12 protein-coding genes are annotated in these 20664 nt (G+C 52.8%); 3 read left to right on the forward strand and 9 right to left on the reverse strand.

The window, feature by feature from the left end; translation table 11 throughout:
- Positions 1-366: 366 nt before the first annotated feature.
- Genes M6D81_RS29875 through M6D81_RS29885 form a run of 3 tightly spaced genes read left to right on the forward strand, consistent with a single transcriptional unit; the run spans position 367 to position 4031 of the window.
- Positions 367-1470 carry a GerAB/ArcD/ProY family transporter gene (locus M6D81_RS29875; RefSeq protein ID WP_262681142.1) on the forward strand — a complete coding sequence of 368 codons (1104 nt, stop codon included), beginning with the start codon at positions 367-369 and terminating at the stop codon, positions 1468-1470.
- The gene (locus M6D81_RS29880) at positions 1451-2863 is read left to right on the forward strand and encodes a spore germination protein (protein WP_262681143.1); all 1413 of its coding nucleotides are present in this window, start codon (positions 1451-1453) and stop codon (positions 2861-2863) included. Before M6D81_RS29875 ends, M6D81_RS29880 begins: the two co-directional genes overlap by 20 nt.
- Positions 2864-2870: 7 nt before the next feature.
- Positions 2871-4031 (forward strand): Ger(x)C family spore germination protein, encoded by a 1161-nt coding sequence (locus tag M6D81_RS29885; RefSeq protein WP_262681144.1) that lies wholly within the window; start codon positions 2871-2873, stop codon positions 4029-4031.
- A 37-nt stretch (positions 4032-4068) separates the two neighbouring features.
- On the opposite strand, the gene M6D81_RS29890 is transcribed toward M6D81_RS29885, so the two are convergent.
- From M6D81_RS29890 to M6D81_RS29930, 9 genes are all read right to left on the reverse strand, one after another.
- Positions 4069-4992 carry a DMT family transporter gene (locus tag M6D81_RS29890; protein WP_262681146.1) on the reverse strand — a complete coding sequence of 308 codons (924 nt, stop codon included), beginning with the start codon at positions 4990-4992 and terminating at the stop codon, positions 4069-4071.
- A gap of 1161 nt (positions 4993-6153) precedes the next feature.
- On the reverse strand, positions 6154-8913 hold the full coding sequence (locus tag M6D81_RS29895; protein WP_262681148.1) for an alpha-mannosidase: 2760 nt from the start codon (positions 8911-8913) through the stop codon (positions 6154-6156).
- A gap of 69 nt (positions 8914-8982) precedes the next feature.
- The gene (locus M6D81_RS29900; RefSeq protein ID WP_262681149.1) at positions 8983-12132 is read right to left on the reverse strand and encodes an alpha-amylase family protein; all 3150 of its coding nucleotides are present in this window, start codon (positions 12130-12132) and stop codon (positions 8983-8985) included.
- Positions 12129-13448, reverse strand: coding sequence for a glycoside hydrolase family 125 protein (locus tag M6D81_RS29905; RefSeq protein ID WP_262681150.1), 1320 nt, complete (start codon positions 13446-13448; stop codon positions 12129-12131). Before M6D81_RS29905 ends, M6D81_RS29900 begins: the two co-directional genes overlap by 4 nt.
- Before the next feature lie 23 nt (positions 13449-13471).
- Positions 13472-14389, reverse strand: a complete 918-nt coding sequence (locus M6D81_RS29910) for a carbohydrate ABC transporter permease (RefSeq protein WP_262681151.1) — start codon at positions 14387-14389, stop codon at positions 13472-13474.
- Positions 14390-14407: 18 nt separating this feature from the next.
- The gene (locus tag M6D81_RS29915; RefSeq protein WP_262681153.1) at positions 14408-15346 is read right to left on the reverse strand and encodes an ABC transporter permease; all 939 of its coding nucleotides are present in this window, start codon (positions 15344-15346) and stop codon (positions 14408-14410) included.
- An 89-nt stretch (positions 15347-15435) separates the two neighbouring features.
- Complete coding sequence (locus tag M6D81_RS29920; RefSeq protein WP_262681154.1) at positions 15436-16923, reverse strand: ABC transporter substrate-binding protein; 1488 nt, start codon at positions 16921-16923, stop codon at positions 15436-15438.
- A 247-nt stretch (positions 16924-17170) separates the two neighbouring features.
- Positions 17171-18694: a response regulator transcription factor gene (locus tag M6D81_RS29925; RefSeq protein WP_262681156.1), complete on the reverse strand. Its 1524-nt coding sequence runs from the start codon at positions 18692-18694 to the stop codon at positions 17171-17173.
- The gene (locus M6D81_RS29930) at positions 18687-20516 is read right to left on the reverse strand and encodes a cache domain-containing sensor histidine kinase (RefSeq protein ID WP_262681158.1); all 1830 of its coding nucleotides are present in this window, start codon (positions 20514-20516) and stop codon (positions 18687-18689) included. Before M6D81_RS29930 ends, M6D81_RS29925 begins: the two co-directional genes overlap by 8 nt.
- Positions 20517-20664 lie beyond the last annotated feature (148 nt).

Below are 20664 nucleotides of genomic sequence, written 5' to 3' on the forward strand. Positions count from 1 at the left end.
ACGGGCAGATTCGCGATTGCAAGCGAATAAACGATCTACATTCCCCTTGGATGCTCGAAAATGTACAACTTGTCCTCTAACCATCTCTCTCACCTCGAACCGCTTGTAGATATACTCATTATACCACACACACGTTCGTACACGGAGAGTTTTTGTCAATCCACTCCTAACCTGTTCATTACTCGAATGGCTGTTTTCCTCCCCATCCAGAAGGAATGTTCGGGAAAAGTGTCATTCATCCCCCACCTGCTTCGCTGAGGAAGGAGACTTCTGTGACGCATGGAGTTAAAGATCAACCGTTATCTGACGTTTGCATCATCTCCATAATGGCAACTCTAGTGGTAAAAAGGGAGTGAAGACCGTCACATGAAAAGCACAGGAATATCCTTCTTGCACTTATCCGCTATTATGCTGCTATCGATCGGCTTGATGAATCACGTTATTCTAATTCCTTCCTTGCTGGACATCTCGAAGCGCGACGCATGGCTGGCCGTCATCATAACCAGCGTGCTCTTTATCCCGTTATTCTGGGCGATAGCCATCATCGCCAAGCGAAGCCAAGCGATGAACAAACCGATGATGGAGTGGTTAGCGGAGCGAATCGGCAAGATACCTGCCGGAATAATCGCTGTCGCTTTTGTTTGTTTGCTGCTTCTGTCCGCCGTCACTACCGGCAAGGATATGAAAATATGGACAAGCTCGACCTATCTTCCTCTAACGCCGCCAAGCGTTATTGTCCTGTCGTTTATCGGCCTGTGTCTGTATTTGTCACTTCACGGGATTCGGGCCATCGCCCTCGTCTCTGTGGTGCTGCTTCCTTTCGTCATACTGTTCGGGGAGTTCGTAATGGTCGCCAATTTCCCTCATAAAGATTACAGCATGCTGTTCCCAATCTTCGAATACGGCTCCTCAGGCATGTGGCGGGGAATAGTTTACGCCGGCACCGGATTTGTCGAGATGCTCTACATACTGCTGCTAATCCACTATGTGAAGCGCAAGGTGAAATCCGGTTACATCATTGTGTTGGGACTGGCCATGGCAGGCTTGACAATCGGTCCCGTTATGGGGGCGATTGCGGAATTCGGACCTGTTGAAGCTGCTACGCAGCGTTTTCCCGCATTCGAAGAATGGCGGCTTGTCCGTATCGGCAACTACATTAATCATCTGGACTTCTTGTCCATCTATCAATGGATAAGCGGCGCGTTCATTCGAATCAGTCTGGCCATCTTTCTAATTGCGGACCTGTTTCCCGCCAGACGCCGCACTCTCGCTGCCTGCTCAGTCGCCTTGCTCATAGCCGTCCTGATCATATGGCCAATGAGTGACATCACTTTTTTGCATGCAATGACGAATTATTACTTTCCACTCGTCTTTGCCTTTATGCTGACGCTGTGTGCGGTGCTGCTTATTCTTACTCTCATTGCTTACAGGAAGAAAGGATGGGCCGGGCATGAATCTGAAAGCCGTTAAACAACTGTTCGCCCAGTTGGACGACGTCATCTTCGATATACACTTCTTCCCGGATTCCAGGGATGTGTACATCATATACTGCAAATCCATGTGCGACACCCAGCTTATTCAAAGTATGATTATGCCGGAACTGCAACGGTTGGAATACCAAGGTCCTTACAACGACCAAGAAGCTATTCTGGCCCATTCCACTATCCAAATGGCTGCGGTAAACAATCTTGACGAACTTGTCGCCGCAATATTCAGCGGGGATGCCATCATATACTGGGAACAATCAGAAGTATGCGCTTCGGTCCCTATATGCGGTATTCCGACAAGACAAACGGACGAAACCAACATTGAAGTATCGATTCGCGGGCCCAAAGACGGTCTTGTGGAGGACATAGACACCAATATCGCATTGATTCGCAAGCGGCTGCCCGTTAGTCAGCTTGCCAATGAAAGGCATATTATCGGGAATCGCACTCGCACGAAGATCGGATTCCTCTATTTAAAAGACAAGCTCGATGACGATATACTCGCTCTCGTTCGCGAGAAGCTAAGCAGCATCCCGTCTTCTGTTGAAGAGCTGACTAGTGCCAACCAGTTGGAGGAGCTTATATCCGACAAGCCATACAGCTTGTTTCCATTAACCGCATATACCGGGCGAGCCGACTTTATCACTTCTTGCCTGCTGAAGGGACGCTTCGCCATCGTCATAGACGGTGTCCCCGGAGCGATCATTGCACCGGCCACATTACCGCTGCTGCTCAAGACGCCCGAAGACACTCATTTCAACTTCCTTTCTTCATCATTGGGAAGAGTGCTGCGCTTGTTCAGCGTCATCATCGCCATCATGCTGCCCAGCTTCTTTATCGCGCTGATCGGCTTTCATCAGGACCAGCTGCCTTTCCCTTTTCTTGCCACTATCGTGCTCACGCGACTGGGCACTCCACTGCCAGCTCCATTGGAAATGCTGGTCGTGCTCGTTCTGCTGGAGACGTTCAAGGAAGCAGGTTATCGCCTGCCGTCCATGATCGGGCAGACACTGACGGTTGTAGGCGGCCTTATTATTGGCGATGCCGCGATCAGGGCAGGCATCCTGTCGCCCAGCATAGTCGTCGTCGGTGCTATTGCAATGGTCGCCGGCTCAACCCTAATCAGTCAGACATTGGCTGGAACGGTAAGCGTCATTCGCATTATCGCTCTGCTGCTGTCATCCATGCTCGGCATGTACGGCTTTATGCTGTTCACAATGCTGCTGGTCGTGTACATTATCGGTCTCACCTCCTTCGGCATTCCTTACTTGTCTCCGTTCTCCCCATTGCGGCTGAAGGAGATTCTGTCGGCCACATTCGCTCTGCCGCGCAAGTGGATGGGCCGCGTGCCGAAGAGCTTGAGGAAAGGAGATTAGCGCTTCCATGAAAAATGCGGCCGTCAGGCTCCGCGTGGTCCTGTGTTTATTCCTCTGCCTAACCTTTCTGTTTCTTGCGGGCTGCTGGGACTACAAAGAAATTCAAAAAGCCGTTTACACAACGACGATTGGTATTGATTATTCCAATAGCGAGTACACCGTCTATATGCAGGCATTAACCTTCTCCAATGTAGCTCAGCGGGAAGGCGAACGCCCGGCGAAGCATAAGTCTGTCATCGGTATTGGAACGGGGAAGACGCTCGCGGAGGCTTTCTTTGAATTGTACAAATATGAGCAGCAGACCCTCTATTGGGGTCATATCATGACCGTCATTATCCATGAGAACGCCCTTCGGCGAGTGAGAGTCGAGCAATTCATCGACCTGATCAACCGTTATCGAGAGATTCGTTACAATCTCTGGTTTTTCGGCACGAATAGCGATATTAAAGAAATGCTGAACATTAATCCCGACTTTGGTTATTCGCCATACGAGTCTGTATTAATGAAGCCTGAGCGGAACTTTGCCCAATATTCCTCCACTAAGCCGGTATACTTCTACCGATTCATAGCAGACTTTTACGAACGTGGCAAGAGTGCGCTCCTGCCTCGAATCACAATCAATAATACGCATTGGCAAGAAGGAATGGTGAAGTCGCCACAGCTTGTATTAGAAGGAGCTTATTTCTTCTATCGCGACCATTTCAGCGGATATCTTTCGTCCGCGCAGCTCATCGGGAAAAGGTATATGAATCCCCGTTCCATCCGGATGCCGATAACGGTGTGGATGAACGGAAAACCGGCAGCGACGCTTGTCGCCAACAAACCGGAAATAAAGCATAGCTATCGTATTCGGAATGGCAAGGTGGTTTATGACATATCCATCCGGCTTTCAGGCTTTATTGATGAATTGGTGCAGGAGCCGAGCGAGAAGGAGCTGGTAGAAGCCGCCGAGCGAAAAATAAGCAAGGAAGTGCTGGAAACCTTTCGCTATGGAAAGAAAATCGGTGTGGATGTGTACAACTTGAACACCGAACTGTTCAGATATCATTACCGGGATTGGCAAACGTATATTTTGCCGCATTCCGACATAAGCAATACCGAAATCGCCAGCGTGAATGTCAAGTTCCGATTGCGATACAGCGGCAAGTACAAAAACAGACTGTCATGAAGCATCGTCGCTCATGACAGTCTGTTAAATTTTCTCGCTAGGTACCGAACAACCTCATGACCACTATACCGGCAAAGGCAAGGATAATGCCCGTCAGTTCCGTACGTGAGAAGCTCTCCTTCACCACGAATCGGGTGTAAATGAGTATGATGATAACATTAAGCGCCGCCACAGCGGAGACTAGCCCGGCCTTTCCGAGATCGAATGCGGTAATAATAAAAAACATGCCTACCGTATTCGTCGTTCCGACCGCCATCCCCACAAGGAAAGTTCGCAACCGGGCTCTGGATTTGCGGACGACAGGCTGGTTAGTTGAAGCGGGGGGAGCAGATATCTCCGACGCAGCGGCCAGTTCTTCCGTCTGCATGCGCGATTTTCTGAGATCGAAAAGCCACCATAATCCGAAGCAAGCAGTCCCGGTCGTGAACAGAAAGAACATGCTTGGAAACAACTCTGCACCGATCATCGTAGACCATTTCCCGGACAAATCGTTGAAGGCGAACATTAGCATAGCGAGCAGCCCCCATTGTGCACCTTGCAGATTGCGAAGCGACAACTCGTTGGAGTACCTGACAAGCAGCACTCCTCCAATAATGATGAGGAACGCGATAAGCTGCATCGTATGAAGCTTTTCTCCCCATAGCAGAAAGGCTACAATTACGACCACAACGGATGGCAGTGCTGTAAGAATGGCTACCAGCGACGCTTTGCCTACGGCAAATCCTTTGAACATTCCCGCATTGCCGCCGAACGAGAAAAGGCCCATCTGAATACCGACGAGACTGGCGGCATTCCAAGCGGAACCGGTGGCAATAGCAGCGATCAAGTTCACAACCGCTCCCATCGCAAATACGCCGCATAGCAGTAAATTGCGGTCAAAACCTTGCTGACTGGTCCAATGATACGATATCCCCCTCATCCCGAAGCTAACCGCCGCCAGGATGGCATACATAAGCCACATCTTGCCTATATCCTCCTCTGTCTTCCTGCTGAATCTACATTGCCTGCTTATTTATCTGGTCTGCTGGTTTAAGCACCTGATTTCGACCATACCCATAAATCACTTTTCTACCACCCGCAATATAGCTACCGCCTACTCCTTAGCTGCCATCCTTTACTTTCCTACCGCCTACTACTTGGCTGCCATCCAGTTCTTTCCTACCGCCTACTACTTGGCTACAACGTACTACGTATCCCCGGTCTCCTGCTCATCTATTCTACAAACAGTTGCTTTCCCGATAGTGGCGACTTGCATCATAGAACAGTTATTTACGTTGTAGCTGCTTACCTGCTCCAGCCTGTTTTTCGATTACTGCTTCTTTCAATTACTTCTGCTTTCCACTCAACAGACTGCTTAATTCGATAGCTACTTATCTGCTCTATAGACTAATCGTTTTCTACTGTACCTGAACAGTTGACATAATACTCTCCATGATAGCACCGATTTCTCCTCTTGGGGAGATAATCTGTATTTTCTTTTTTATCGATAACTTCCTGGTTCACAAGGATCACCTTATCGAGCTCTCGCAACCACCCCGCTATCCCCTTGATTCAGGAGCATTTTATCGCACTTTTCGCAACCTCCTCACTACCCCCTTGATTCAGGAGCATTTTATCGCACTTTTCGCAACCTCCTCACCATCCCCTTGATTCAGGAGCATTTTATCGCACTTTTCGCAACCTCCTCACCATCCCCTTGATTCAGGAGTGAATCTTTACTTTTTTTCAGAAACTTAATGAGTCAAAGTGAAAATAGACCTCTTGTAAGGTGTATATAAGCTACATGGAGAACTAGCCTGAGCCAATGGGACAGTAAGGCCTCCCGTATACGCACAATGCACATCTAATTTACCTGCCGGTGGATTGTCCACGGCCATCCTGAATCAAGGGGAGAGTGGGCCCATTGTAAATCATACATAAGTTACATCGAGAGCTAGCCTGAGCCAATGGGATAGTAAGCCCTTCCGTAAACGAACGTCTAAATAACTTTCGATCGTCCTGAGCTGAGGGGAGAGCAGGCTTTCTTGCCATTGCACGTCTAGAATGCAAAAAAGAGCGGGAGTCTTCCCCGCTCTAATTGTATATAGCTTTGGTGCCCGGTGCACTTAGTCGTTGAAAAAGATTATGAACGGCAGCCCAATGTGACGATTTCGCATGGTGCAACAGCTTGAACATGGGTTCTGCTGTCCCCAACAAGAGAAGCGGCTTCCTCGCCAGCCGATGGCTGCTCCAGAATATCGCTCTTGTACACTTCCTTGCCGCCCTCAGGAACGGTTACAGACAATTCAACCGGCTTGTTGTCCATGTTGTACCAACGAAGCATCACGTCGCCGGTGCCTTCCGCTATCTTCATGGAAGTGAACGCCAGTCCTTCTCCTTCCCATGCAACCGCCGAGGAGCAAGCAGGGAGCTCGCCTTCATGGAGATCGGTCTGAGCCGCTTGCCATGTAATGCCGAATTGATATGCACGCTCGTAAGCATGGAATCGGTCAGATTCGCCGCCGCCATGCGGCAACAGCATCAGGCTGAAGCTGTGCTCTCCCAGACATTGCGCTTCCGGTGTCGGGAATACACCCCAGTCGCCAAGCTCGCTTACTGCGCGAAGAAGTGTGACTGCGATCGTATTGCGACCGTCACGAAGCAGTTCATATTCATGCAAGCCTTGATTCGCGACCGTCAGTCCCGCTTCGCTATTGCTCACATCAACGAACGCTTGCTGATGCTGACAATTGCTCGGGTTCTCCCACTCCTTCGCAGGCTCATTATCCCGCTTGGCTACTTCGAAGATGGAGTCGGCGTAATGGTAGCTTGCCGCCACATCGCTCGGGAACAATGCGCGTACCCGATGGTCCATCGCCCGATTATCGAAGCTGACAGCAATGCCAACGCCGCGACCGCTTCTTTCCAGGCTGACGACAGCGCGAATGACGAGCGGTACCGTACACTCCGTCGTCCGGCCGCTCTTGCGGCTCGGGAAGTAGACGATTTCCTGCTTCTCCTGCTGGAACAATTCATCGCCGGATGCCGGAATGTCGAGCGTGTGCACGATTTCAAGGGCTGCACGGTAGCTTGTATTCTCGATAAGCTTGACCGATGCTTGCTTGCCCTTCGTCGTAATCGCCGTCTCTCCATTCGGCTGCTTGTACATATACTCATTCCCGATGTCGCCCGTATCCTCGAATACTAGCAAATCGCGGTATTCACGTCCGCTCGTCTTATCCGTTACGATCAGGCTGCCATCCGCTTGCACTTCCACACGCAAATAGTCGTTCAGCAGGACATGATTGCCTTCCACCAACGCGGCCTCTTCCCCACTAGCGCTAACCGCCGCTTCGTTCGTCTGTACCCAAGCGAACGAGCGCCAGCCTATAGCCGGTACCGCAGTGGCTTCGAACGTAAGCCTTACGCGGCGGCACATGTACGGCTGGCGGAAACGGTCATCCGGAAGATCGTAGCCGAACTGCAAGCCGAGATCCTCAACATCGCAATGAACCGCATCGCCTTGCTCGTTCAACAGTGTCCTGCCTTCCAAGCCAATTGCTTTCATCATGCTGTTCATCTCCGGAATCGACTTGCCTTCACGGAAATAGATACGGCTGACATCCAGCTCCACAGCAACAACGCCGCTGCGCTCCCAGCCGCTCGTATTGAACACGACGAATGGCAGAGCGTTCTCGCCATATTGCGCGAACCCGCTTGTCCGAAGCGCGGATGCGATAACCCCCTTGCTGTCGTCGATAATGGACTCCGCCACATGACGGCTCTTGTCGAAGCGGGTTACCATCTCGCGATGCACTTCATCGACGCTGCAGCCGCATATGCTGTCATGCGGATGGTTCTGCATCAGCGTCTTCCATGCATACGTGAACAAATGATGCGGATAGGCTTGGCCCAATCGATGCGCGATTGCCGCGAGCGGCTCAGCCGTGCTCTCCAGCAACGACTGTCCCCGCTGATTCATCTGCTTCAGATAGACGCGCGCGGAAGCTGTATTCACCAGCGTGGACCACCCGTCCGTACGCTGACTGCGAAGCTCGCCCTTCACGACCGACAGCTGCCCTTCACCGGACATCGCACCACGTACTGACGCAAGATAGTCCTCGAAGTTGGAATGAATGAACTCCACTTCAGGATGTATGCGCTTGGCCTGCTCGATGGCTTCCGGAAGATCGCACTGGATAGGCTGATGATCGCAGCCGTTCACATAGAGCAGTTGGTTCGTGGATGCATACCGCTCCGCATCCGCCAGCTTCCGCTCCCAGAATTCACGCGCTTCCGCCTCGTCTGTCGGCACTTCGTTGCCGTTGCTGTACCAGTTCGCGAACAGGATGCCCAGCACCTTCGAGCCGTCCGGACCTTCCCATACCAATTCCGAGAAGGAAGACTCGTAGGAATCCGATACGGTATTATTGAAGCCCGTCGGCTTCACGCCGCGTCCGAACAAGGCATTGTCAATGCCGGCTTGGCGCATAAGCTGAGGTGCTTGACCGTATATGCCGAATGTGTCGGGGAAATAGCCGATTTTGGAAATTGTGCCGTACGGCGCCGCATCCCGGTGACCGATCTGCATATTGCGCACATTCGCCTCGGAGCTGGTCAGGAATGCATCCTGCAGAATGTACCAAGGACCGATGCCGATCCGTCCTTCACGAATTAACGCCTCCAGCTCTGCGCGTCGTTCAGGGCGCACCTGCAAATAGTCTTCCAGTATGATGGTCTGTCCGTCCAAAAAGAAGCTCTTGTAATCGGGCTTGCTCGCCATCGTATCCAGAAGGGTATCCATCAGCTCCACCAGCCGAACATGATGCTTCTCGTATGGCAAATACCACTCCCGGTCCCAATGCGTATGGGAAATAATGTGCGCCGTCTTCTTCGTTGTCATGAATGCTCCTCCTAACCGGTCGGTGAAATGGAAGTCAGGTATAAGCGATTCACTTATACCTGACCATGCTTATTGTATATATTCAACCGTCACTTCCGTTGGACGGAATACGCTCTTGATCTTGCCTTGCTTATCGGTGGCGAACAATACGGACCGCTCTTGCTCCAGCTTGAAGCTGTAACGGATTCCCGTAGCGGGGTCTTGCACTGTTACTTCAGCGTCGAATCCGCTCTCCGATACGAATACGAACAGCGAACCGCTTGCGAAGGTCAACTTGCGCCCGTATACGCCAGGCAAGTCCCCGCCTTCCAGCCAGTTCAGCTCCTGACCGACTCCAGCTTCCTCCAGCGCAGTCCGATACAGCAGCTCCACAGCCTCCGGACGTTCATTAAGCTCCACCGGGAGCGGACACCAGATTAAGCGGCCGGCACCTACAGGAACGATAGACAAGCTGTCCCCGCCGCGGCCTTCGCCGGACGCCGCCACTGTCGTCTCCTTCACCGTCTCTGCAATTCGACGGGCCCCGAAGGAGACAGAAGTATCAACAGCTTGGCGTACGTTCAGCAGACGTTCCTCGCGGCGGACATTGTGAAGCTCCAAGCGGCCTAGTTCTTCCACCAAGCGCGACTCCTGTCTCCAGTAGGCGTTCAGCCCGATCGGCCCTGTCCACAATAGCGTCGCTCCCGTCTCGGAGACGATGCTCATCAGCTTGTCGAACGCTTCATTGTCGAAGTTGTGAGGGCTTGGCACGATAATCAGCTTCGCCGGACGCTCCAGCAAGTCGTCCAGATGGTATTCGCCAACCGCACGGCACGGAACATTCAGCCGATATCCCAGCACCCTTGCCGCTCTTGTCGTCGCGTCGAATGCCAGCTTGCGGTTGGAGAAGTCGTTGGAGTAGGGGAAGACGATCGCCGTCTCCTCTATCTCGCGCCCTTCGAACAGATCGCCGATCTCGCCCATAAACCGTCCGAAATCATAGGAGACATCCGCCTCCGGCTTCTCCGTGCCGTCCGCACGTATCGCGCCGATATGCGATTCATTGGCATTGTCCATATAGAAGTTCGTGTTCCAAATCCATTGAATCGCTCCGGCTCCGCCAGCCGCGAAGGCATAAGCGTACTTGCGCTCCAATATGCTGCGCAGCTCCTCCTCGGAGCGCTTCGCTCTTCCGTCCGGCGTCTCCACATACATAATGCCGGTCTCCTGCACGAGATTCGGCTTGTTCGCCGTCTTGCTGAATATGCCGTCCCACAGCAAGTGGTCGTTCAGCCACCAGGAATGCACCGTCGTATAATCCGCCGCTTCCTCGTAGAAGAACGGTGAAGGCCGCTGGGCGCCAAGCGCCTCGTCTTGTCCGACAGTAACCATATGATCCGGGCACGCTTCCTTAATGGCATCGTACAGCTGCTTGGCCCAGCGATTATGCATGTCCATCGAGAACAGCACATAATCCAGCCACTTGCCGCCCTTCTTCGCCTGATGCATATCTTGCACGTCGAAGTTGATCTCTTCCGGTTCCGGCGGCACTGCTGCCGCGAACGAAGGCAGCTGCTGCGGTGTCATATTCCACTTCTCCTGCAAGCTCTGAATACTGCCGTGGCGTTCCTCCAGCCATGCGGAGAATGCTTCGCGCTCGTAGGCATCGCGACAAGATCTCGGTCCGTCGGAGAAGATGCGCGGCGGGTCGAACATGGACGGCTCGTTGATGAGATCCCAATCCACGTTCTTCGTGTTCCTGTGCCGGCTGACGATCGAGCGCACGAATCTCTTCTGCGCTTCGACGCTGCGCGGGTCGAGGTACGGATTAAGTCCTTCCCACGCTTCCGGCGTGAAGGAGAAGAACGTGAAGGTCACCTGCAGCCCGTTACGCTTCGCCGTCAGCAGGAACGCGTCGATGGCCCGAAGCGCCGCTTCAGAAGCGTGTCCATCCACTTCCATAATGTTGCGGTACGCAGTCCATATGCCTGTGCGAATCCAGTTGATGCCTGCATTGCGCATCGCGGCCATATCGCGATCCCATACAGAGACGTTCGGCAAAGTCAGGAATTTGCGAGCGACGTCGCTCGTCATATACGTCATGCCGACGACCGGCAATGGACGTCCTTCCTTCCGGAAGTAGTCCCGGTCTGCCGACACAGGCTCGCCTTCCGCCAGCAACGCATCGTTGCGGCACCAGAAACCTTGGCGCAGCACGCGCCGTTCCCCGTCAGCCGATGTCAAGATCGCCATCGCCCGGTAATAGCCGCTCTCCAGCGCAAGCGGAACCGGGAAGCGCATCATCTCGATATCCCGCTTCGCTTCCACTGTGAAGGCGTGCTCCCACCGTTCGCTGCTCTCGGAGCCTTCTCCGTCCTTCTCTATCGTCAATGTTACGTTCCACTCTTGGTTCGAAGCGACGGATGAAGCTGCTCCGCCTCCCAGGCGCTGCGCTTGCAGCGTAAGCAGCGGACGCTCTCCCTGCTCGTAGCAAGCGTAATCCGGCTTCAGCCACCACTCCGTGACTCCGGCAGCTGTGAACGCTATCCAGGACGCCAATGCTTCCGCACCGCCGCTTTGCCAGAAGGCCGCGCCCAGAGGCTGGCCGACGAACAGCCAGCGCGCCCCGGCGAACTCACTCAGCACGCGCTCCCACAGCACAACAGGAGCTGACAGCTCGCGGCCGTCCTCGCTGCGTCCTTTCAACAGCGGATAGATGCGGGCGTCCATTGGTCCAGCAGAGCCCATCTGATGCGGCAGATCGCTGCTCTTCGTCACATGCGGCACCAGATTCCAGGCATCCGCATCCGCCTGCAGCAGCTCTTCTTGCCCCTGCAGCAATGGAATCTCCGTCAATGCCGTCAGCGAAGTCACTCGGCCGCCATCAACCCGCAACGCTTCATGGATGCCCAACGCTTGATGATACGCCGTCTGCTCCGCTTCCACTTGCCACTGACCGTCCTCACTACGGCGTACGGGACGCTTGAACGGCGCTCCGCCGGCGGAGACAAGCCCTCCACCGCGCTTCAGGAAGGCGAGAATATCGCCCCATGCGTCCTTAGGGAAGTAAGGCGCATGCAGATTGACGAAGCAGCCGGGCTCCGCTGTGCGCAGCGCCTCGGCTAGTCCGTCCGCATCCGCCACACGGGCATAAGCTCCGATAGCTTTCAACGACTCTTCTGTCAGTCCTTCGCCGCTCATCGGGAACGAAGAATCATAGAATAAGATGATGCCGTTCATAGCAGATCTTCCTTCATCGCTTTATATACGAGCTGGGAGAACAGGCTGTTGGACCATGCGAACCAGCTGCGCGTGAATTCGTTGGGATCGTCGGCATGGAAGCCTTCATGCATGAATCCGGTATCGCCGTCCGTCGATTCAAGTACATCGATCAATGCCAGCTTCTCTTCATTGGAGGTTGCGGTCAAGCCTTGCATCGACAATGCCATATGCCAGATGTAGCCCTTCGGTGTATGCGGGCTGCCGATGCCTTTCGCAGCTTTGCCCTCGAAGTAGAACGGATTCTCCTTGCTAAGCGCGAAGCGGCGGGTATTCTGATAGATGGGATCGTCTGCATCCACATAGCCCAAATAAGGAATGGACATCAGTCCCGGCGTACCCGCGTCGTCCATCAGGCAATAGTTGCCGAAGCCGTCCGTCTCGTAGGCGTAGATCGGGCCGAACTCAGGATGGCGGTAAATCCCGTACAGCTGAATGCCGTGATCAACGTCGGCTTCCAGCGCCTTCAGCTCCGCCAGCATCGTCATATCGCGGAATACCCACTCCGCGAATTCCTGCATCTGGCGCAGCGATACAACCGCGAACATGTTCGCCGGAACGTTGTAGTGGAAGTCGCATGCATCGTCGCTGGAACGGAAGCCGGACCAGATCATGCCAGTGTAGTTGACCGGCATGCCCATGCCATTGTTGCGCAAGGAATCTTCCGGAATACCATTATTGCGTGTAAAGCGGTATGGAGACAGCTCGAAGTGGCGCTGTTCGGTTTTCCACAGCTCGATAATGGTGCGCATGACCGATTTGAAGCCGCTGTCGAAGATGTCCGTCAGTCCGGTCTCTTTCCAGTATGCGTACGCCAAGCGGATGCTGAAGCAGATGGAGTCAAGCTCGAACTTGCGCTCCCATACCCATGGCCCCATATCCGTAATATCATCTGTATTCCAATGCCAGTCGTTCGCCGATTCGTTGAAGGCATTGGCATAAGGATCGATCGCAATATATTGCATATGACGTTTAATCAGTCCGCTGATGATGCGCTGCAGATCCTTATCCTCCTTCGCCAGCGGGACGTAATGAATAACTTGCTCCACGGAGTCCCGAAGCCAGCAAGCCGGAATATCGCCTGTAATAATGAAGGTCGTTCCGTCATCCATCAGCTTCGTCGTCGTCTCCAATGTATTCGGGAAGCAATTGAGGAATTGCTTCAGCAGCTTCGGGCGGTGCGCCAGCTTCCGGCGCGCCTCCTCCAGCACTTCGCCAACTGCCTCTGGCAGCTGCAGCTCTGGCATCGGGATTTGTGGAAGTCGGAACTGTTCCATAGTGTGATTGTCCTCCTAGTTGATTATTCTTTCACGGCACCGATCGTCAAGCCTTGGATAAAGTAACGCTGGAAGAACGGATATGCGAAAATGATCGGGCCGGTCGCGAGAACAACCATCGCCATACGCGACGTATCTTGCGGCATATCCTGCAGGATGCCCATGTTGATCGATGTGTTCTGCGAGTTCTGCAGGATGAACTGCATGCTGTTCTCGATCCGCATCAGCATGGACTGAAGCGGTACAAGATCCGGCTTCTCAATGTACAGAAGCGCGTTGAACCAGTCGTTCCAATAGCCAAGGGTATTGAATAGCGCAATCGTCGCGATGCCCGGAAGCGACAGCGGCAACACGAGACGAACGAAGATGCCGAATTCGCCTGCGCCGTCGATTTTGCCGGACTCGATAATCGCTCCCGGCACCATCGTCGCGAAGAACGTACGCATAATCATAATATAAAACGCATTAACCAGCAGAGGCAAGATCAAAGCCCAGACAGAGTTCTTGAGCCCCAGCAGCTGAGTGGCCACGATGTACGTCGGTACAAGACCGCCGTTGAACAACATCGTGAAGAATGCAAAGAATGCGAAGAAATTGCGGTATTTGAACGACTTGCGTGAAATGGCGTAAGCGAACAGCGTCGTCACGATCAGACTGATCACCGTTCCGACTACGGTCACGAATATCGTGACGCCGTAGGAGCGAAGCAACTGGTCGCCCGTTTGGAACACATATTTGTATGCCTCAAGACTCAGCTTCTCCGGAAAGAGGCTGTATCCGTTATGAGCAAGCGTGCTTTCGTCCGTGAACGAAATAACTGTGACGAACAGGAACGGAAATACGCAAAGGAAAGCAAATACGCCTGCGACGATGTTAAACGCAACATTCCAGCCGGACGTCAGCTTTTGAAAGTCGCGCGATTTTTTAACAGCTTTTTGCATAGAAAGGACTCCCTTCTCTTAGAATAACGCGTTGTCCCGGTCGAATCGACGTACCATGTAGTTGGATGTAATGACGAGAATAAAGCCGACCAAAGACTGGTACATGCCCGCAGCCGTACTCATGCCGATCTCGCCTGTCGCCTTCAGTCCGCGGTATACATATGTGTCGATTACGTTCGTCACGGAATATAGCGGTCCGGAGTCGCGCGGAACCTGGTAGAACAAGCCGAAGTCTGCATAGAAAATCTTGCCGATGGCAAGCAATGTCAGAATGATGATGAGCGGCTTCAGCATTGGAATCGTAACGTTCCGAATCTGCTGCCACTTGTTCGCGCCGTCGATCATCGCCGCTTCGTACAAGGAGCGGTCGATCCCCATAATGGCAGCCAGATAGACTACGCTGTTATAGCCGATCGATTTCCACAGGAACACAACGACAAGAATAACCGGCCACCAGGTAGGATCGGAATACCAGTTGATCGGATCCACCCCGAAATAAGCCAGCATGCGATTCAATACGCCGCGATCCACGCTCAGGAAGCTGAATACAAAATAACCGACGATGATCCACGACAGGAAGTAAGGCAGGAACATTCCCGTTTGATACACTTTAGCCAGCCGTTTGTTCGCAATCTCCGCCAAAATAATAGCAAGAGCAACGGACAATATCAAACCGACGGTAATGAATACCGCATTGTATAAAACCGTATTTCTTGTAATGATGTAGGCATCGTTCGTACTGAACAGAAACTTGAAGTTCTGCAGACCGATCCACTCGCTGTTCATAATGCTCGCGAGGAAGCCGTCACGGCTTACGCGATACTGCTTGAATGCGATAACAAGGCCGGCCATTGGCAAATAAGAAAAAAACAAAAACCAGACCGTTGCCGGCAGCACCATGAGCAGCATAGCTCCGTTGCGATTCAAATCTTTAATAAAACGTCCGATTGCTCCCATAACCATTCACTCCTTGTCATTAGACTGTCATGCAGCCCAAGGCGTAAAAGAAAGGGCGAATGCTCTCATCCGCCCTTTCAGTTTTCCTTTTACTTGTTGGCTGCAACCCATTCGTCAAGCTGCTTTTGCATTTCCGCCATTACTTTATCCATGCCTGCGGCTTTGAACTTGTCAGTCGCCTTCGGCAGGTATTCCTCGGGATCAACTGTACCCGTCATAAGCGCTGTCCAGAATTCTTCCTTCACATTGGACAATGCGGCCAGCTCAGTTGTCACACTGGTCGGATCGAAGTTGAAGCCCAGCAGCGGAGCAGGCTTGCCTGCATCGTTGAACTTCTTGAACTCTTCCCACTTGTTCTCAGGGTCAGCAGGGTTCAGGTAGTTCAGCATGACGTTGCCAAGCGAGAAGGTCGGCATGTCGTAGTTTTTGGACTCCGGCAGGTTCTCCATCACATTCTCGCTAACTTTCTTGTAGTGCACGCCTTCGATACCGGAATCAACCATGTTGCGCAGCACCGGATCGGTATTGAGCAAGTTCAGGAACTCCATCGCCTTCTCCGGATACTCGGAATTAGCGGAGATCGCTTGCAGGGAGCCCATAACGGACCAGTTGTAGATGTACGGCTCGCTTTGCGGCGTGGATACGATCGGGTATCCTGTGCTTTGGGACCACAGATTGTCTGCGAACGGCTGGGAAGTCGCTTTATCCGCGAACCATTTGCCAGTTGCCTGAAGATCGGTTAATGAATCCTTCGTAGCCGCTTCAGTCGGGATGTAGCCAGCTTTGTAGTACTTGTGCATTGTTGCCAGCGTATTCTTCATTTCATCCGTTTCGAGAATATTCACGATTTTGTAGTCTGTGGAATCCAGCGGAACTGCGAATGGCATCGCTTCGATGACGTAGTCGAACGGCAGGTAAGGGCCGAACGTCTTGTCTACTGCCAACGGCGCTACGCCAGGCTCAAGCTCCTTGATTTGCTTCAGAAGAGGCTCCAGGCTTTCCAGCGAGTAGATGCCGTCCATGCTCAGGTTATGCTTGTCCAGCAGTCCCTTGTTGAAGCGCCATACTTCTTGCGCCGGAAGCTCTTTGTTGGCCGGGATGCCGTAATTTTTGCCGTCTACCTTCGAGCCTTCCAGGAAAGCGGGATCAAGCGTGTCGATAATGCCTTGTCCGTGCTCCTTCAGCAGATCGGTGATGTCCATGAATGCGCCTTTACGTGCGTTTTGCACGTAATCGAATGCCCACGAAGAAGTGAACATAATGTCCATCGGTTCGCCGGAAGCGGTCATGACCTGCATTTTTTGCGTGTAATCGCCCCAGTCGATCATGTTCATTTTTACAGTGACGCCGATTTTTTCTTTCGTATACTTGCTGACTTCATCCATGACGCGATCAACATCTTTCTGAGGTGTGCCGATCGTATACCAGATCAATTCAACTGGCTTCTCTTCTTTTTTGCCGCCGTTCGCGCTTTCATTGCCTGGCGTATTGCCGTTATTTCCGCATGCGCCCAGGACGAGCGTAGCAGATGTAGCGAGAGCAAGCAGCGAAACCCATCTCTTTTTCGATTTCCCCATTTTCATTTCCTCCTTGGTGTTATGAATTCATGTTGTATACTGCGAAGTCCGAGGGACTATATTTACAGTAACTCATGAAAGCATTTTCAAATAGAATAGATATTAAACATATCGTCTCCAAACTAAACTTAAAAAATTCCATAAATAACTCCACAAAGCGGGGCTCCTCTTCGAAGCTTGCTGGGACACTTTGCGGGGACCCCGGAATTTATGAAGAAAAATGAAAAAAAGCTCCAGGCTTCTCAGCCTAGAGCAATGCTTTAAAATCTTTAGGGGACACGCCGACGTACTTTTTGAATTGCTTGTAGAAGTAGCCCATTTCCCAGTAGCCGACTTCGCGTGCGATCTCGCTTACTTTCAAGTGGGTTTCCCCAAGCAGCGCTTTCGCCCGATCTATCCGGTAGCGGTTCAAGTATTCCGAGAAGGTCTCGTTCGTTTCCTTGTGGAACAGCCTTCCCAGATAGACGGGATGAATATTATACTCTGCGCTTAACGATTTGAGCGACAGCTCCTCCGCGCAATTGTCTTGAATACGATCCAATATTTGCTGAATAACGGGGCTCTTCGTATCCCGGACAAGCGAATCGACAGCCTCCTCCGCTATTTCGCGCACGACTTCGATCATGCCGCCCAAGGAATCCGCACGCATAATGCGCTCTACTGTATTTTCCCGTATCAGCTCCGGCACTTCCGTTTTCTTGATGCTGCCGAGCTCGATCTTCAGCTGCACCATCAGCTCCAGCGCCAGACTCTGCAATCTGCCGGGCGTCACTCCTTGCTCCTGCGAGAAGCGGCCGAAGTCCTCTTCGATCAATCCGAGCAGTTGCTCCTTCTCCTTGGCGGCCAGATGACGCGCATACTCGCCCCAGTCCAATGCGAAGCCTTGCCCGGCAGTGCCGTCTACCGCAAGCTCACTGTATTGCAGCAGCTCGCGCTCGGGATGGATAAGGACGAACTCCATCGCCTTCTTCGCTTGCGCGTAGCTGGCGGCTGCTTGCTCCTCGCCGGACGCCACTTCACCGATGGCCACGCGAATCATCTCTTCCGGCTTCGCCTCGCGCAGACGGTCCAGCAGACGGCTGACGACCGCCCCCCCGTCCTCCTCCCGCTGCAGCGCCATGACGATTCCGACGTTGCCGTCCCTGTCATGGAACGGTATGCCATGCTGCGTATCTTGCTCGAGCAATCGGAAGAGATGCCGCCTTGCATCCTCACTCAGCTGTCCCATTCCCAGCATAACGACAAGGAAGTATTCCTGCATGAGATCAATGCCCAGCATCTCTGCCCGTTCATGCAGCTCCCCCGAGCCAATCTCGCGGTTCAGCCAGCGATAGATAATGTTGTCCCTCAGCACGCTAATGTCTTCCTCTTGCCAGCTGACGGCTTGGCGGTTCCGCTTGTCCAGCTTCTCGATGACTCCGTCCAGCGTAGCCTTGAGCTCATGCAGATTGATTGGCTTCAGCAGGTAATTTTCGATGCCGAGGCGCATCCCTTCCTTCAAGTAATCAAAGTCGTTGAATCCGCTCAGAATGATCACATGCAATCCGGGATGAATTTGTCTGGCTTTGCGAATCAGCTCCAGTCCGTTCATCACAGGCATGGAGATATCGGTAATCAATATATCGACATGGGTCTTCTCCAGAGCATCCAGCGCCTGCTGCCCATTCTCGGCCGAGCCGACGATGGCAAGCTCCAATGAAGTCCAGTCAATCGCATCGTGCAAGCCTTCTATAATAAATGGTTCGTCATCCGCGATAAACACTTTATACATAAATGCCTTGCTCCCCTTTCTTCACCGGAAAATGCAACGATATGATCGTCCCTTCTCCTTCGCGGCTGCTCACCGTAAGTCCTCCTGCTTCGCCATATACGAGCCTGAGGCGTTCATGTACGCTTCTCATGCCGAAGGATCCCTCCGTCCGCTCGGCGTCAGGCTGAAGCAGCGCCGCCCTAAGCCCCTCCAGCTTGCGCGGAGCGATTCCGATGCCGTTATCCCTTACTTGAATATGAACGGTATCCCCTTCCCGATCGGCAGTAATCACGATCTCGTTATCGTCGCTGTCCTTGCGCATCCCATGTACAATATAATTCTCAATAATGGGCTGCAGGATCAGCTTCATCGTCTCCGCGCTTCCGGCTCCGGCACCGACGGCGATGCGATAAGAGAATTTGTCCTTATAGCGAATCCGGAACAGCTCCAGGTACAAGCGGCACATCTCCACCTCTTCCTTCACGGAATAGCTTGGCTTGTCCCTGACGATGTTGCGGAACAACGCCGACAAGCTGTAGATCATCTCCGCTGCGTCCTCCGCCCCCTGAGACAATGCCCGCATGCGAATAACTTCCAGCGTATTGTACAGGAAGTGCGGATTGACGCGGGCTTGAAGCGCGGCAAGCTCTGTCTGCTTCTCTCTGATCTCCGCCTTGTACACCCTGTCAATGTACAGCGTCAGCTCGTCCAGCATTTCATTGAAGCTTCGCGATATCTGACCCAGCTCATCATCCTTGTCGTCGGCAATGCGGGGCGACAGCTCTCCGCTCTCGACCTTCCGCATGAAGCGGATAATCTTGCCCGTTCGCTTCGCATAATTAACGACCATTGCGCTTGGTATCGTGACGACAATGAGTACGCTGACGACGGCGATCAGCAGAATCGTAATGCTGAGTCCGCGATGGGCCTTCGCCACCTCGGCCTTGGAGCTCATGCCGACAACCGTGTAGCCCGCGTGGCTGTTCGTCAGCTTCGTGAACAGCGCATCTTCCTTCAACCGTTCCTCCGCATCAAGCGATTGCAGCACATCAGCCTCAGGATGTCTCATGCCTGTGTAAGTGCCGGAGGAATCGAACAGGGTATAGCCGTCTGCCGACAGCACAAGAATAGTGCCCTTCATGTCACCTCCGACACGGCGAACGATCTGGTCGATCGCATCCGTCCGATACAGCACCGCCAGCCGCCCGATGTTTTTATACGTATTTTTATCATTAATCGGTACGCGTATCGATACAAGCCCTCTCTCTCGAGGACTCAATTGCAACGCTTTCAGCAGCCACGGATTGGGCAGGTCGACAGGCGGAGCTTCAAGCGCCATCGCGTCTGGAATATATGACTCACCGGCACCCGTCTCCACCAGCTTGAATGGACCGTTCTGCTTGAATACATACATATATTGCTTCTCCGTGCTGTACAGCAGCAGATGCTCAATGCTGGGATCGTCATCAATCGCATTGTCGAAGTACGAGATGACATTAACCGCTTCCCCGGAAAACTCGAAGTAACGATCCAGCTTATGCTGGATATAGGCATCGAATGTATTCTGCAGCAGAAAGGAGGAGTGCTCGGACAACGTTTGATTCCGGTAAATATTTTCCACCATATTGTGAACCGCTTCATACTTGCGGGTGACGTAATCGTTTACAGCGTCCATCGTCTTCTTCTGGCTGTCCAGCTCCTTCTCGAGCATCGACTGCGACAAGTACCAATGCGCGCCGTAGGCCAGCGTGACGATGGACATAACAGCTATCGCCGAGAACAGCAAGATCCATCTCCCGAACAGGCTGTTGCGGATACGGTTGCGGTAAAACCTTGCAAACACGCCATTCCCCTCCTAGTCATTCGGCTATCCTTATGGATACCGCATACTATAGTCTATCAGAAATTTCGACAAGTTTCACATGTACCTTCTGCTAGATTCGGAAAGCATCCTCCATCTCTGGACCGAGACGATAGCATGCCGCAGACGG

The sequence above is a fragment of the Paenibacillus sp. J5C2022 genome (assembly GCF_025567625.1).
Taxonomy (GTDB): Bacteria; Bacillota; Bacilli; order Paenibacillales; family Paenibacillaceae; genus Pristimantibacillus.

Bases quoted from the DNA above. Each gene is read 5' to 3' on its own strand.
- M6D81_RS29875 (WP_262681142.1), top strand. From the start codon at position 367: ATGAAAAGCACAGGAATATCCTTCTTGCACTTATCCGCTATTATGCTG.
- M6D81_RS29880 (WP_262681143.1), top strand. From the start codon at position 1,451: ATGAATCTGAAAGCCGTTAAACAACTGTTCGCCCAGTTGGACGACGTC.
- M6D81_RS29885 (WP_262681144.1), top strand. From the start codon at position 2,871: ATGAAAAATGCGGCCGTCAGGCTCCGCGTGGTCCTGTGTTTATTCCTC.
- M6D81_RS29890 (WP_262681146.1), bottom strand. From the start codon at position 4,992: ATGTGGCTTATGTATGCCATCCTGGCGGCGGTTAGCTTCGGGATGAGG.
- M6D81_RS29895 (WP_262681148.1), bottom strand. From the start codon at position 8,913: ATGACAACGAAGAAGACGGCGCACATTATTTCCCATACGCATTGGGAC.
- M6D81_RS29900 (WP_262681149.1), bottom strand. From the start codon at position 12,132: ATGAACGGCATCATCTTATTCTATGATTCTTCGTTCCCGATGAGCGGC.
- M6D81_RS29905 (WP_262681150.1), bottom strand. From the start codon at position 13,448: ATGGAACAGTTCCGACTTCCACAAATCCCGATGCCAGAGCTGCAGCTG.
- M6D81_RS29910 (WP_262681151.1), bottom strand. From the start codon at position 14,389: ATGCAAAAAGCTGTTAAAAAATCGCGCGACTTTCAAAAGCTGACGTCC.
- M6D81_RS29915 (WP_262681153.1), bottom strand. From the start codon at position 15,346: ATGGGAGCAATCGGACGTTTTATTAAAGATTTGAATCGCAACGGAGCT.
- M6D81_RS29920 (WP_262681154.1), bottom strand. From the start codon at position 16,923: ATGGGGAAATCGAAAAAGAGATGGGTTTCGCTGCTTGCTCTCGCTACA.
- M6D81_RS29925 (WP_262681156.1), bottom strand. From the start codon at position 18,694: ATGTATAAAGTGTTTATCGCGGATGACGAACCATTTATTATAGAAGGC.